Source organism: Archangium lipolyticum, from assembly GCF_024623785.1.
GTDB classification, from domain to species: Bacteria; Myxococcota; Myxococcia; order Myxococcales; family Myxococcaceae; genus Archangium; species Archangium lipolyticum.
The window spans coordinates 295,051-309,521 of the sequence record NZ_JANKBZ010000003.1 but is presented as its reverse complement, the minus strand read 5'-3'; the positions used below and the strand labels follow the sequence as shown (position 1 = coordinate 309,521).

The 14,471-nt window shown below is 67.7% G+C and carries 11 protein-coding genes; 8 read left to right on the top strand and 3 right to left on the bottom strand.

Annotation, left to right across the window (positions count from 1 at the left end; translation table 11 throughout):
• Nucleotides 1-16: 16 nt before the first annotated feature.
• From NR810_RS08360 to NR810_RS08335, 6 genes are all read left to right on the top strand, one after another.
• On the top strand, nt 17-1,414 hold the full coding sequence (locus NR810_RS08360; protein WP_257449926.1) for a VWA domain-containing protein: 1,398 nt from the start codon (nt 17-19) through the stop codon (nt 1,412-1,414).
• A 12-nt stretch (nt 1,415-1,426) separates the two neighbouring features.
• Entirely contained in the window at nt 1,427-1,942 is a 516-nt protein-coding gene (locus NR810_RS08355; protein ID WP_257449924.1) for a hypothetical protein, read from the top strand.
• 83 nt (nt 1,943-2,025) lie between these two features.
• Nucleotides 2,026-3,408 carry a tRNA (N6-isopentenyl adenosine(37)-C2)-methylthiotransferase MiaB gene (gene miaB / locus NR810_RS08350; protein ID WP_306817984.1) on the top strand — a complete coding sequence of 461 codons (1,383 nt, stop codon included), beginning with the start codon at nt 2,026-2,028 and terminating at the stop codon, nt 3,406-3,408.
• Between the two features lie 88 nt (nt 3,409-3,496).
• Nucleotides 3,497-4,012: a gamma carbonic anhydrase family protein gene (locus NR810_RS08345; protein ID WP_257449921.1), complete on the top strand. Its 516-nt coding sequence runs from the start codon at nt 3,497-3,499 to the stop codon at nt 4,010-4,012.
• Nucleotides 4,013-4,050: 38 nt separating this feature from the next.
• Nucleotides 4,051-4,506 (top strand): cyclic nucleotide-binding domain-containing protein, encoded by a 456-nt coding sequence (locus NR810_RS08340; RefSeq protein WP_257449919.1) that lies wholly within the window; start codon nt 4,051-4,053, stop codon nt 4,504-4,506.
• Nucleotides 4,507-4,854: 348 nt separating this feature from the next.
• Entirely contained in the window at nt 4,855-5,601 is a 747-nt protein-coding gene (locus NR810_RS08335) for a DedA family protein (protein ID WP_257449915.1), read from the top strand.
• A gap of 64 nt (nt 5,602-5,665) precedes the next feature.
• Here NR810_RS08335 and NR810_RS08330 read toward each other — a convergent pair whose 3' ends face one another.
• Entirely contained in the window at nt 5,666-7,984 is a 2,319-nt protein-coding gene (locus NR810_RS08330) for a TIGR02266 family protein (RefSeq protein ID WP_257449913.1), read from the bottom strand.
• A 228-nt stretch (nt 7,985-8,212) separates the two neighbouring features.
• On the opposite strand from NR810_RS08330, the gene guaB reads away from it, so the two are divergent.
• Complete coding sequence (guaB, locus tag NR810_RS08325) at nt 8,213-9,670, top strand: IMP dehydrogenase (protein ID WP_257449911.1); 1,458 nt, start codon at nt 8,213-8,215, stop codon at nt 9,668-9,670.
• Nucleotides 9,671-9,701: 31 nt separating this feature from the next.
• Here guaB and NR810_RS08320 read toward each other — a convergent pair whose 3' ends face one another.
• Nucleotides 9,702-10,295: a hypothetical protein gene (locus NR810_RS08320; RefSeq protein ID WP_257449909.1), complete on the bottom strand. Its 594-nt coding sequence runs from the start codon at nt 10,293-10,295 to the stop codon at nt 9,702-9,704.
• A 95-nt stretch (nt 10,296-10,390) separates the two neighbouring features.
• On the opposite strand from NR810_RS08320, the gene guaA reads away from it, so the two are divergent.
• Complete coding sequence (guaA, locus tag NR810_RS08315; RefSeq protein ID WP_257449907.1) at nt 10,391-11,944, top strand: glutamine-hydrolyzing GMP synthase; 1,554 nt, start codon at nt 10,391-10,393, stop codon at nt 11,942-11,944.
• Nucleotides 11,945-12,034: 90 nt separating this feature from the next.
• Here guaA and NR810_RS08310 read toward each other — a convergent pair whose 3' ends face one another.
• The gene (locus NR810_RS08310; RefSeq protein ID WP_257449905.1) at nt 12,035-14,119 is read right to left on the bottom strand and encodes a S46 family peptidase; all 2,085 of its coding nucleotides are present in this window, start codon (nt 14,117-14,119) and stop codon (nt 12,035-12,037) included.
• Nucleotides 14,120-14,471 lie beyond the last annotated feature (352 nt).

The following is a 14,471-nucleotide window of genomic DNA, read 5'->3' as shown; positions in this document are numbered from 1 at the left end:
AGGGGCCTGGAACCACATGGACGCACGCATCGTCGAGTTCGCCGAGGTCCTCCGCCAGAACGGCGTGCGGGTGAGCACGTCCGAGGTCGCGGACGCGTCGCGGGCGGCCTCCGAGGTGGGGCTCCAGGACAAGGGCATCTTCCGCTCGGTGCTGCGGACCACGATGGTCAAGCGCGAGAAGGACGTGGACGTCTTCAACCGCGCCTTCGACTTCTACTTCTCGGGGGCGGCCAGGACGTTCGAGGCGCTCGACAAGTCGCTCGCGCAGCAGATCCAGGAGCAGGGGCTCATCGAGGGTGACAACCTCACGATGCTGCTGTTCCAGATGAACTCGCTCTTCCCCGAGCTGTCCCCGCTGGCGCAGGCGGCGCTCATGGGAGACAGGGCGCGGCTGGCGCAGATCTTCCGCTCGGCCACGCTGCAGTTGGATCTGTCGCAGATGCGCAGCTCGATGCAGACGGGCTTCTTCTCGCGGCGGCTGATGGTGGCGGCGGGGATCGATCGGGCGCGCTCGGAGCTCAAGGCGCTGGAGGAGGAGCTGCGCAAGCGGGGCCTGCCGGCGGAGGGCGTGGAGATCGTCTCGCGGCACGTGGCCGAGCAGCTGCGCAAGGTGGAGGAGGCGGCGCGGCGCGAGGTGAAGCGCCAGGCCGAGGCGCGCATCCGCAAGCCCACGGGCGGGGTGGTGGACAAGCCGCTGCACCAGCTCAGCCAGGCCGAGGTGAACCAGATGGAGTCGGCGGTGAAGACGCTGGCGGAGAAGCTGAAGGCCCGGCTCATCCGCAAGCAGCGCTCGAAGCGGCGGGGGACGCTGAACGTGCGCCGCACGCTGCGCCGCAACCTGCCGTGGGGTGGGGTGCCCATGGTGCCGGTGTTCCGCGCCCGCCGCCCCGAGCGCCCCGAGGTCGTCGTCCTCTGTGACGTGTCGGACTCGGTGCGCAACGCGTCGAGGATGATGCTGCTCTTCACCTACACGCTGCAGTCGCTCTTCGTGCGGGTGCGCTCGTTCGTCTTCGTGTCGGACGTGGGCGATGTGACGCAGTACTTCAAGGAGCAGGACGTGGACCGGGCCATCGACCTGGCCACCATGGGACAGGCCGTGTCGCTCACGGCCAACTCCAACTACGGCCGCGCGCTGGCCAGCTTCACGAGGGACCAGCTCGGCAGCATCACGCGCCGGACCACGGTGATGATCATCGGGGACGGCCGCAACAACTACAACCCGAACAACGCCTGGGCACTCAAGGACCTGAAGCAGAAGTGCAAGCGGCTCTTGTGGATCTGCCCCGAGGACCGCGCCAACTGGGGCTTCGGGGATAGCGAGATGCTCACCTATTCGAAGGAGTGCCACCAGACGGTGGTGGTGAACTCCGTGGCCGATCTGTCCCGCATCGCGGAGCAGCTCGTGCCCGCCTGAGAGACCTGAACCATGCCCCCTTCTTCCTTCTTCGATGATCTCGAGGCCACGCAGTCGCAGTCCGCCGGCATGGAGGCCGCCGACGCCAGGACACTGCGGCTGGCCTCCCATCCCCTCACCGAGGCCGAGCTCCAGTCACTCGTCCGCTACCAGGAGACCTTCCTCGCCCATGTCGAGCAGCCCTCGGCGGGGAAGGACGCGATCGTCGCCGCGCACCAGCTGGGCATGCAGGCGTCCGGCTTGAAGGAGACGAAGGTGGTGGAACTGGGCACCGCCATGCTGCGCGCCTACAGCGGCCAGCGCTGGACGGCGCGGAGGCTGCGGACCCGGCTGGCGGAGCTGGAGCAGCGGCTGGATGCCGCCTCGACCGAGAAAGCGGGGAAGATCCGGGACGAGCTGCGCCGCGTCGAGGATCTGGAGCCCCTGGCCCGGCGTTATGGGCAGGGGACGATTGATCTGCTGAACCAGCACGAGGAGCGGCTGGTCGACCTCCACGCCCGGATGCAGAAGGTCCTCAGCCGGGCGTGAGGCGCCCGCCTGGCCGCCCGCGGGGTTGTTGCATTCCGCCGGGGCCCATCGCATAAGAGCCCGTTCTCCGTACGGAAAGACCCATGAAGCGCTACTTCATCCACACCTTCGGCTGCCAGATGAACGTCAACGACTCGCTCCGGATGAGCGAGGTGCTCGGCAAGCTGGAATACCGGCCGACACCGGTCCCGGAGGAGGCGGACCTCATCATCCTCAACACCTGCTCCATCCGCGAGAAGGCCGAGGACAAGATGCTCTCGGCCCTGGGGCGCTACCGCACGGTGAAGCTGGCCCGTGGCACGCTGCTGGGCGTGGGCGGGTGCGTGGCGCAGCAGGAGAAGGACAAGCTCCTCAAGAAGGTGCCCTACCTGGACTTCGTCTTCGGCCCGGACTCCATCGCCAAGCTGCCGGAGATCATCGGCCGGGTGCGGGGCGAGCGCGAGCGCGTGGTGGAGACGGCCTGGGTGGACTCGGAGGAGTACGTGTTCCCCCGGGCGGATCCGGAGACGAGCCGCGGCAAGGTGACCGAGTTCGTCACGGTGATGAAGGGGTGCGACAACGTCTGCTCGTTCTGCGTGGTGCCGCACACGCGTGGCCGCGAGGTGAGCCGGCCGTTCCCGGACGTGCTGGCCGAGGTGGCGGATCTGGCGAAGGTGGGCGTGCGCGAGGTGACGCTCATCGGGCAGAACGTGAACTCGTACCAGGGCGGCGTGAGCTTCGCGCAGTTGCTGCTGCGCACGGCGGAGGTGCCGGGGATCGATCGCGTGCGCTTCACGACGAGCCATCCGCACGACCTGTCGGACGAGCTGATCGAGGCCTTCCGGGTGCAGCCGAAGATCTGCCCGCACTTCCACCTGCCGGTGCAGAGCGGGTCGAACCCGGTGCTCAAGCGGATGAGGCGCGACTACACGGTGGCCGAGTACATGGTGCGGCTGGAGAAGCTGCGCGCGGCGCGGCCGGGCATCGCGATGACGACGGACATCATCGTGGGCTTCCCGGGTGAGACGGAGGAGGACTTCGCGCTCACGATGGAGCTGACGGAGAAGGTCCGGTACGACAACCAGTTCTCGTTCATCTACAGCCCGCGGCCGAAGACGGGAGCGGCGCTGCGGGAGAACGAGTGGGGTCCGGTGCCGCACGAGGTGAAGATCGAGCGGCTGGAGCGGCTGCAGAAGCTGCAGAGGCGCATCAGCGGGGAGATCACCGCGGCGCTGGTGGGGCAGGAGGTGGAGGTGTTGGTGGAGGGCCCGTCGCGCTACAACCCGCTCAAGCGCTTCGGGCGTACGGCGGAGAACCGGACGGTGAACTTCGACGGAGATGCACCGGCGGGGGCGTTCGTGAAGGTGCTGGTGGAGAGCGCGACGCCGAACCAGCTGGCGGGCAAGCAGGTGGCGGTGCTGAGTCCGCCGACGGTGATGCCGGCAGCCGAGCTCCCCCAACCCGAGCCCACCTGCGTCGTGGCCTGAGTCAATCCCCCTCTCCCTCTGGGAGAGGGACAGGGTGAGGGTATCCCGCCCTGGAGTTCCCCTCCGTTCATCCACTCCTGGAGAACCCATGGCCCTGCGCCGATTCCGTGATCAAACCCCGCGAGTCCACCCGAGCTGCTTCATCGAGGACTCGGCGCAGGTCATCGGTGACGTGGAGGTAGGGGAGGACTCCTCGGTGTGGTTCAACTCGGTGCTGCGGGGTGACGTGAACGCCATCCGAATCGGCCAGAGGACGAACATCCAGGATCTCACGATGGTGCACGTGACGAGCAGCCGGTTCACGACCACGATCGGGGACGACGTGACGGTGGGGCACCACGTGGTGTTGCACGGGTGCAAGGTGGGGAACCGGGTCCTGGTGGGAATGGGGGCCATCGTCATGGACGACGTGGAGATCGGCGACGACTGCATCATCGGAGCCGGCACGTTGCTCACGCCGGGGACGAAGATTCCGGCGGGCTCGCTGGTGGTGGGCTCTCCGGGCAAGGTGAAGAGGGCGGTGACGGACGAGGAGCGGGCGTTCCTGCTCGAGTCCGCGAAGCACTACGTCCGGACGGCCGCGGATCACCGCGCGAGCCGTTAACGTGACGGGAGGGGGCGTGCGTGTTAGGACCACACCCCATGGAGGTCGCAGCCGTACTCAAGGCTTGCCCGCTCTTCAAGGATTTCACCGATGTCGGCATCCAGATCTTCGCCGCCATTGGGGTGCCGCGCGCCTTTCCCAAGGGGTCGGCCCTGTTCCTGGAGAACCGTCCCGGCGAGTCGCTCTTCATCCTCGGAGAAGGAACGGTGCGGCTGAGCGCGCGCAACACCGGGGGCGAGGAAGTGACGCTCGGGGATGTAGGCGCGGGTGAGCCCCTGGGCGAGCTGGCACTCATCCAGAAGGGCGAGCGGTTGTGCACCGCCACGGCGATGACGGATGTCACGGCCGTGGAGATCCGCCACGCGGACTTCCAGCGGCTGACGGCGCAGAAACCCCAGGCCTGCATGAAGCTGCTGATGGGGATCATCACCCACTTCAGCGGAAAGGTCCGCGAGAACCGCGAGTTCATGAAGTCGCTCGTGGGCAAGACGTAACCCTCCCCCCCTTGCGCCCCGTGCTACCTTCTTCGCCGACGATGCGAGGAACGTTCACGAGGAAGGCGCTGGGTGCATGTGCGTGGGAGCCCACCCATGCGTACCCACCTTCGGGAACCCCTCGCCACGAAGGGACCGCCGAGGAGCGGGCGGACGAGGGAGCGCTGGCCTGGAGGTCGGTTCTAGTTGCCGATGCCGAGGCAGCCAGCCATAGGGGATACTTTGGGTTGCGATGCGTGGCCCGGAGTTTTGATGATGCGCGCCCGGTTGATGCGTGGGCGCTGGAGACCCAGGCACGGCTAGCGCCGGACCGGCCTCCACGGCAGTGAAGAGAGAGACGAGACTCGCGTGCAAGAATTCCTCACCAACCTGCTGGGCAACACCCACGGCTTCCTCGCCTATGCGGCCGTCTTCGGCGTGCTGGTGGCCTGTGGGCTCGGCGTCCCCCTGCCGGAGGACATCTCGCTCATCCTGGGCGGATTCCTGGCGCACAAGGGAGCGGCGAGTCTTTCGATGATGATGTTGATCGGCTTCGCCGGCATCCTGGTGGGCGACAGCCTCATCTTCCTGGCGGGCCGCCGTCTGGGCTCGCAGGTGGGCCGGTCTCCCAGCGGCTTCTTCGCGCGGGTGGTCACGCCGGAGAAGAGGGCGCGGGTGGAGGGGATGTTCGCGCTGCACGGGCAGAAGATCGTGATGATCGCCCGTTTCCTGCCCGGGGTGCGCGCGGTGACGTACTTCACCGCGGGTTCGGCGGGCATGTCCTACTGGCGCTTCATCTTCTGGGACGGGCTGGCGGCGCTGCTGTCGGCGCCGTTCTTCGTGTGGCTCGGCTTCCACTTCGGCGACAAGCTCGACTACGGCATCGAGCTGCTGAAGGACGGCCAGCTGGTGGTGTTCGGGGGCCTCGCGGTGGTGGGCCTGGTGTTCTTCCTGTGGCGCAAGCGGATCGCCGCGGTGCGGGATGCGGCGCTGAAGGCGGCGGTGAAGGCCTCGCCGGTGCCGGCGCACCTGCTGACGGGCGCGTCCGAGACCTCGTCGGCTCCCGTCTTCGAGATGGCGGAGCAGTCGAAGGATCGCCTGCACGTGCGAGACTGAGGACAACCCCCCCACTCCCTCTCCCCTTGGGAGAGGGTCGGGGTGAGGGTATCCGTCCCCGTTCTCAAGTCCTTCCGAGCAACCGTTTCAACCAACCCACGACGCCGAGCGGAGCGGCTGCCTCGTTGGAGGCGGCGGCCATGGCGGCGGGGAGGGAAACGGGAGGAATCGTGGGCCGCTTGGGAGCCGCGGTGGGAACGGTGGGAATCCCCCCGAGGGAGGGCCGCCCCGGAGGAGACAGGGGAGGGCGCCCGGAGGGAATCGCGGGATGCGGTGGGTTCAACCCCATCTTCGCGCGCACCTCTTCCGGGGTGTCACGGGTGCTGAAGATGCTCATGACCTCGGCGCCGCTGGTCTGCTCGCGGGCGATGACCTTGAGGATGCACTCGTTGTTCACCTCGAAGGTGACGGACACCTTCACCGAGCCGCGAGGCCCCGGGGGCAGGCCGGAGATCTTCAGCGTACCGAGATACTCGTTCTCCATGGCGCGCTCCGAGTCGCCCTGGAGGATGATCACGTCGAGTTCCTGCTGATCATCCCGGCTGGTGGCGAGCTGGTAGCTCTTGGCGGCGGGCAGGGAGGCATTGCGCTCGAGGACGGGCTTGAAGCGGCCGCCGGGCAGGCCCACGCCGATGGACATGGGCAGCACGTCGATGAGCACGACGCCCTCGAGCTGACCCAGGCTGTGCGCGAGCAGCGCGGCGCCGAGGGCCACGGCCTCGTCCGGGTGGACGTTCTTGGCGGGCGCCTTGCCGAAGAACCAGGAGAGCTTCTCGTGGACGAGCGGGAAGCGGCTCTGACCGCCCACGAGGATGATCTCGTCGATGTCCTTGGGGGCGAGGCCCTTGGCGTCGAGCACCTCGGCGCAGACCTGGAGGGTGCGGTCGACGAGCTTCTCGGTGAGGTGGACGAGCATGTCCCGGGTGAGGGGCACGTCGAGATCGAACGGCTTGCCGCCGATCATCGTGATGAAGGCGACGTGGACGCGCACCTCGGAGCGCTCGGAGAGGGCGCACTTGGCGCGCTCGGCGGCGTCGTGGATGCGCTGCATGGCGACACGGTCACCCTGGAAGGTGTGACCGGTCTGCTGGTGGAACTGCTCGAGCAGGTACTCGATGATGGCGTTGTCGAAGTCGATGCCACCGAGGAAGGTGTCGCCGCCGGTGGAGACCACCTCGTAGATGGAGTCGTTGAGCTCCAGGACGGAGGCGTCGAAGGTGCCGCCGCCGAGGTCGTACACGAGCACGCGCTGGGTGAGCTTGCGGCCGTAGCCGTAGGCGAGCGCGGCGGCGGTGGGCTCGTTGAGGATGCGCTCCACGTAGAGCCCGGCGAGCCGGCCGGCCTCGCGCACGGCCTGGCGCTGGTTGTCGTTGTAGTAGGCGGGGACGGTGATGACCGCGCGGGAGATGGGCTGGCCGAGCTGGTTCTGGGCGACCTCCCGCACCTCGCGGAGGATGAGCGCGGAGATCTGCTGCAGCGAGTAGATGCGATCCCCGAGCTTGACGGCGGCCTCGCCGTTGTCGCCGGGGGCGATCTCGTAGGCGAAGCGGTCCTTGATCTCCCGGACGAGAGGGGACTCGTAGGGACGGCCGACGAGCCGCTTGGCACCGTAGACGGTGTGCCGGGGGTTGGTGAGCATCTGCCCCCTGGCGGGGTGGCCCACCACGAGCTTGCCGCGGGTGTTGAGGGCGAGGATGGAGGGGACGGTGTTGTGCCCCTCGCGGCTGGGGAGGACGCCGGGCTTGTTGTTGCGCACGTAGGCGGCGCAGGAGTTGGTCGTCCCCAGGTCGATGCCGATGACGGGCCCGGTCCGCTTGGGCTCCTCGGTGGGGGCCTCGAAGGCGGGGGCGCTCGGCACCACGGGCGTGGACGTGGAGATCCTCGGGGTGGGCACGGGGGGCGGAGCGGGACGGCTCGAGGCCACCGCCGGAGTGGGCACGGGCGCGGGCGTGGCGACAGGCGCGGAGGCAGCCACGGGGATGCTGTTGGGCCACGGAGTGAAGGTGGGCCCGATCGGCGCCTCCGTCGGGGGCGGAGCACCGGTGGGGACCGAGTAGTCAGCCGGTCCGACTCCCGCTGGGAGTGGAGGAAGGGATGACTGGGCGTGTGGAAGGGCGGCCACCGCGGAGTCGAGGAACCGCCGGGTTGGCGGGTCCATCTCAAGGAAGCGGAACCCCATGCCGGAGATGCCCTGGCCCCCCTGACCGGTGACGAAGTGGATGACCGCCGAGCCGTGGATGAGGCGGGAGCCATCGGCGAGCTTGAGATCCAGGGTGACCCGCGTGCCGGGAGGCTTCACCGACTTGGAGCGGAGGTAGAGACCTCCGAGGGTGATGTTGGCTCCGTACTTCGCCAGGAATTCCTCAGGGGTCGAGAAAGGCAACTTGACGACCAGGCCGTTGGCTTCTCCCGAGGCTGTGGTGTGTGGCTGCGTCAAAATGAAGGTCCCGTGACGACACCGAGGGGGGGCGGTGGGGGATCCTAGCATCATTCGCCTGTGTGCCAGGGGACCGGACGGCGCGGATGCCGTTTTGATCATTGCGCCCCTGGTTCACAGCCCTTATGGAAGCGGCTTTACCGCGGGTGACCCCGCGACTCCCCGGGAGCCCCCATGCTGACCTCTGACGTAAGGCTCGCGCTGACCTTCGATGACGTTCTCCTGCAGCCCGCCGAGAGCGCCGTCCTTCCCAAAGACGCCAACCTCACGACCCGGTTGACCCGCAACCTGCGGCTCAACATCCCGCTGCTGTCCGCGGCGATGGACACCGTCACCGAGGCGCGTACCGCCATCGCCATGGCGCAGGAAGGTGGCATCGGAGTCATCCACAAGAACATGACCCCCGAGCAGCAGGCGCTCGAGGTCATGAAGGTGAAGAAGTTCGAGAGCGGGATGGTGGTGGATCCCGTGACGATCGAGCCGCAGGCGCCGCTGTCGAAGGCGCTCGAGCTGATGCGGCAGCACAACATCTCGGGCATCCCCGTGGTGCAGGGCCGCAAGCTGGTGGGCATCGTCACCAGCCGCGACGTGCGCTTCGAGACGAACGTGCAGCAGAAGGTGGAGGCGGTGATGACGCGCAAGCTCATCACCGGCCGCGAGGGCATCAGCCAGGGCGAGGCCCAGAAGCTGCTGCACGAGCACCGCATCGAGAAGCTGCTGATCGTCGACGAGCAGTTCGAGCTCAAGGGCCTCATCACGATCAAGGACATCGAGAAGCACCGCACGCACCCGAACGCGGCCAAGGATGCCAAGGGTCGGCTGCTGTGCGCCGCCGCGGTGGGCACCTCGGCGGACCGCGAGGCCCGCGTCGACGCGCTGATCCGCGCCGGCGTGGACGTGATCATCGTCGACACGGCCCACGGCCACTCGCTCAACGTGATCGAGGCCGTGCGCGACACGCGCAAGAACTTCAAGGGCTTCGAGCTGATCGCCGGCAACGTGGCCACGGCGGCGGCGACCCGGGCGCTCATCGAGGCCGGCGTGGACGCGGTGAAGGTGGGCATCGGTCCCGGCTCCATCTGCACCACGCGCGTGGTGGCCGGCGTGGGCGTGCCCCAGCTCACGGCCATCGACGACTGCGCGCGCGAAGCGGACAAGCACGGCGTGCCCGTCATCGCCGACGGCGGCGTGAAGTACTCCGGCGACATCGTGAAGGCGCTGGCCGCCGGGGCCAGCTCGGTGATGATCGGCTCGCTCTTCGCGGGCACCGAGGAGGCGCCGGGCGAGGTCATCCTGTACCAGGGCCGCAGCTACAAGAGCTACCGCGGCATGGGCTCCATGGGCGCGATGAAGCAGGGCTCCAAGGACCGCTACTTCCAGTCGGAGGTGGACGCGGTGAAGCTGGTGCCCGAGGGCATCGAGGGCCGCGTGCCCTACAAGGGCAGCCTGGCCATGAACATCCACCAGATGCTGGGTGGGCTGCGCAGCGGCATGGGTTACGTGGGCTGCCCCACCATCGAGGATCTGCGCACCAAGGCGCAGTTCGTGCGGATCACCGCGGCCGGGCTCAAGGAGAGCCACGTGCACGACGTGATCATCACCGAGGAGGCGCCCAACTACCGGGTGGAGTAGGGCGCCTGGAGTGGGCCGGGGGCGCGGCGGACTACTTGCCGCGCTTGCGGCCGGCGTCCTCGCCCTCCGTCTTGACGACGCGCTTCTCCGCGTTGCTCACGCGGGAGACCAGCTGGTCCTTGTCGTCCAGGTTCAGCGTCTCGATGGCCTGGCGCAGGGTGGCGAAGTCCAGCCGGGCCACCGTGACGGTGTTGCCGCCCTTGATCTCCTGGACGGTGGGCACCTCCACCAGCTCGCGCACGTAGGTCTCGAACTCGACCTTCACGTCCGCGGTCTGCTGGATGCAGGCCTCCCGGGCGGCCACCAGCTTCTCGCTGCCCTCCATGTAGTGGAGATCCGGGTTGCGGGCCAACGCCTCCTCGAAGGTGGCGTTGCGCTTGAGCAGCGAGGTGTACAGCTCGATGTAGCGCAGCACCCGGTCCGTCTCGGGCATGTTGACGTTGCGGGCCTGGTTGAGCGCCTCGCCCGTGTCATCGCAGTGGACCTTGCCCAGCTCGGCGGCATCCGGGGTGTCGCTCATCTGCTTGAGCTGGGTCTCGCGATCCAGACGCTCCTCCGAGGAGATCTCCTTCACGCAACCGGTGGTGGACAGCAACAGGACGGTTGCAACGGCGGGCAGGCGCATCCAGGACCTCATCGAGCGGGACTTAATGGTTGATTTCCGAAAGTTTGTAGCGATAAGGCCCGCATCCGTCAACGCGCGCCCCCTTGGAGAGTGTGGTGGACATTCACGCCGAGAAGATCCTGATCCTCGATTTCGGGAGCCAGTACACGCAGCTGATCGCCCGCCGGGTGCGGGAGCTCGGCGTGTACTGCGAGATCCACCGTCCCGATCTGCCCGCGGAGGACATCCGCCGCTTCGCCCCTCGGGGCATCATCCTGTCGGGAGGGCCGGCCTCGGTGGAGGCGGAGGGCTCGCCGCGGTGCGATCCCCACGTCTTCGACGCGGGCCTGCCGGTGCTGGGCATCTGCTACGGACTCCAACTGATCTCCAAGCTGCTGGGAGGCCGGGTGGATCGGTCGGCGCACCGGGAGTACGGCGCCGCCGAGGTGGAAGTGCTGGCGGCCCGGGGCCCGCTCGCCGGATTCCCCATGGGCGAGCGGGTGAAGGTGTGGATGAGCCACGGAGACCGGGTGGACGCGCTGCCGCCGGACTTCGAGTCCATCGGCCGTAGCGGCAACTCGCCCTTCGCGGCGGCGGCGCACAAGAGCAAGCCCATCTACGGGCTGCAGTTCCACCCCGAGGTGGTGCACACCCCGCTGGGCAAGGAGATGCTGCGCGCCTTCCTGTTCACCGACTGCAAGGTGAGCGGGAGCTGGACGATGAAGGGCTTCATCCAGGAGGCCGAGGAGGCCATCCGGCGCCAGGTGGGCGATCACGGCCGCGTCATCTGCGGGCTGTCGGGCGGCGTGGACAGCTCGGTGGCGGCGCTGTTGCTGCACCGTGCGCTCGGCGCGCGGCTTCAGTGCATCTTCGTGGACAACGGTCTGCTCCGGCAGGGGGAGCGCGCGCAGGTGGAGGCGCTCTTCGTGGATCGCTTCCACGTGCCGCTGAAGACGGTGGATGCGCGGGCGCGCTTCCTGGAGAAGCTCGCCGGCGTCACGGATCCGGAGAAGAAGCGGAAGATCATCGGCCGCGAGTTCATCGCGGTGTTCGAGGAGGCCGCGCGCGAGGTGCAGGGCGCGGAGTTCCTGGCGCAGGGCACGCTGTACCCGGACGTGATCGAGTCCGTTTCGTACAAGGGTCCCTCGGTCACCATCAAGAGCCACCACAACGTGGGCGGGCTGCCGGAGAAGATGAACCTCAAGCTGGTGGAGCCGCTGCGCGAGCTCTTCAAGGACGAGGTCCGCGCGCTGGGCCGCGAGCTGGGGTTGCCGGACGAGATGGTGTCGCGGCAGCCGTTCCCGGGGCCGGGTCTGGCGATCCGGGTGCTGGGGGAGATCACCGAGGAGCGGCTGGAGCTGGTGCGCCGCGCGGACGCGATCGTCCAGCAGGAGATCCGGGACGCGGGGCTGTACAAGGATCTGTGGCAGGCGTTCGCGGTGCTGCTGCCGGTGCAGAGCGTGGGCGTGATGGGTGACGAGCGCACCTACGAGTCCACCTGCGTGCTGCGCGCGGTGACGAGCGTGGACGGCATGACGGCGGACTGGGCGCGGCTGCCGTACCCGGTGATGGAGCGCATCTCCACGCGCATCACCAACGAGGTGCGCGGCATCAACCGCGTCGTCTACGACATCTCGTCCAAGCCGCCCGCCACCATCGAGTGGGAGTAGGCGGAGCGGGAAGGGCGATCGAAAGAACAAAGGGGCTGCCCGGTTCATCGGGCAGCCCCTTCGTGTTTTCAGGGTGCTACAGGCAGGGGATTACCGGCCCGAGCTGGCCTTCACGGCGGGAGTCGAGCCGGGGCGCAGCTCCTCGAGGACGCGGTCGGCCTTGTAGATCTTCTTGAGGGCCTCGATGAGGGCCTCGCTGTGCACGCCGACGGCGCGGTTGGCGGTGCCGTCGTAGCCGTACTCGCCGCCCAGGGACTGGATGTTGCCGTCGAACACGAGTCCGACGACCTCCGCGTCCTTGTTGATGATGGGCGAGCCCGAGTTGCCGCCGATGATGTCGTTGGTGGTGACGAAGTTCATCGGGGTGTTGGCCGTCAGGTCCTTCTGCGCGGCGAGCCAGGACCTGGGCAGGGCGAAGGGATCCTCACCGGTGTGGCGGTCGAAGGTCGCGCCCATGAGGGTGAAGGGCTCCACCTTCTTGCCATCCTCCGTGTAGCCCTTCACGGCGCCGTAGGAGAGGCGCAGGGTGCCCGTGGCATCCGGGTAGATGCCGGTGCCGTAGACGTCGAAGCGGGCCTGGGCGATCAGCTCGCCGTTCTTGCGGATGACGGCCTCGACGTTCTCCTCGTACTGCTTGCGGATGGCGCGGCCATCCGGGTCCACCAGAGCCGCCAGGCGGATCATCGTGTCCTTGGAGGCGTCGATGGCCTTCTTGCCGCCGGTGAAGAGCGCCTCGCGGGCCTTGGGATCCATCAGCTTGGAGCCCTTGACCAGGCGGGTGGCCAGCGACTCCGGGGACTCCTTGCCGAGCACCTTCTTCACGAAGGGGTGATCCGGTCCGAGCTCCTCACGCATCTTGGTGAAGGAGAACGTCAGGTTGGCGATCTCCAGCTCGGGATAGATGGGCGCCTTGCTCATCAACTGGACCTTGAGGGCGGGCAGGTTGGCGTCGTTGAACCCGCGCAGCCGCTCCGCGTCCGCCTTGGGGAGCTCCTCGGCGGCGCGCACCAGCATCCGGGCCAGGCTGAAGAGCTGGCCGCCGATGCCGCCGGCCTCCATGGCCTCGTACTCCTTGCGCATGTCGCGGTAGGTGTTCTGGGCGCGGGCGATCTCGTCCCAGGCGGCGCCGTACTTCGCCTTCATCTTCGGATCCGCGTTGACCTTGTTGCGCAGCTCCTGCTCGGCGGCGACCTTCTGGGCGAAGAAGTTCTTGTCCACCAGCTGCTCGAGCCGGCCCTTGTTGGCCTTGAGGCCGTTCTCCACGCCGAAGAGCTGGTTGGTGGAGATGCGCTTCTGCTCGGCGCCGCGGTTCTGGAACTCGGTGAGCATCCCGCGGGCTTCCGACATCTTGAAGAGCTGCTTGGGCAGGCCCACGTCCCGCAGGTACTCGAGCTGGGCCACCGTCAGGCCGCGCGACGTCTTTCCGGGGTGGCCGGAAATGAAGGTGAGCTCGCCTTCCTTGGCGCCCTGGGCGGACCACTTGAAGTAGTGGTCGATCTTCGCGGGCTTGCCGTCCTTGCCGTAGACGCGCACGAACGTCACGTCCAGGTCGTACCGGGGGAACTCGAAGTTGTCCGGATCTCCGCCGAAGAAGGCGGCGGCGTGCTCGGGGGCGAACACGAGCCGCACGTCCTGGAAGCGCTTGTACTTGTAGAGGTTGTACTTGCCGCCCTGGTACAGCGTCACCACGTCACAGCGCACGTCATCGCTGGTGGAGCAGGCCTTCTCGAGCTTGGACATCTCCGCCTTGAGGCTGTCGGCGTACTGCTTGCCGGTGAGGCCCTGGGTGGCGGTGTTGAGCTGCGCGGTGACGTCGGTGATCTCGACGAGCTGGCTGATCTCCAGGGCCGGGCACTGGGTTTCCTCGGCCTGGGTCCGGGCGTAGAAGCCGTTGGCGATGTAGTCCTTCTTGGCCGTGGAGAGCTGCTGGATGCAGCCACGGGCGCAGTGGTGGTTCGTCATCACCAGACCGTCCGGGGAGACGAAGCTCGCCGAGCAGCCGTAGCCGAACTTGGCCGAGGCCAGGCGCGTCTTGTCGAGCCATTCCTGCGAGGGCTGGAAGCCGTACGCCTCCTTGACCTTGGAGGCGGGGAAGTTGTTGTACGTCCACATTCCCTCGTCGGCGAGCGCGGGGGCGGCGCCGAGGAAGGAAGCGAGGAGGAGCAGACGCTTCATGAGATTCCTTTCCGGGATCCGGAGGTGGTGCGGTTTGTCCCGGGAACAGCCGGTCCCGGTCAAGAGGCGGGAAAATTCCCGGCCCCTGAACTCATGGAGGGAACTTTGATTTCCGGGTCGAAGGAAGAAGTGCGGATGACGCGATTCGTCGTTCGCCAGGGGCCTGGAAGAGGCCTGGAGGGCACGGGGGAGGATGCGGTCCAGAGGCCCTGGGGAACCCCGTGGGCTTAGTTTACATAACGCATCTTATCAGACTCCATGTCAGAGGGAGACGGGGTGGCGCCGGGCGTCCCCGGGACTGTTTCCAGGCCCCCCTGGGACTCGGATCCAGGCCCCCGTTGGCGGCGTTCTC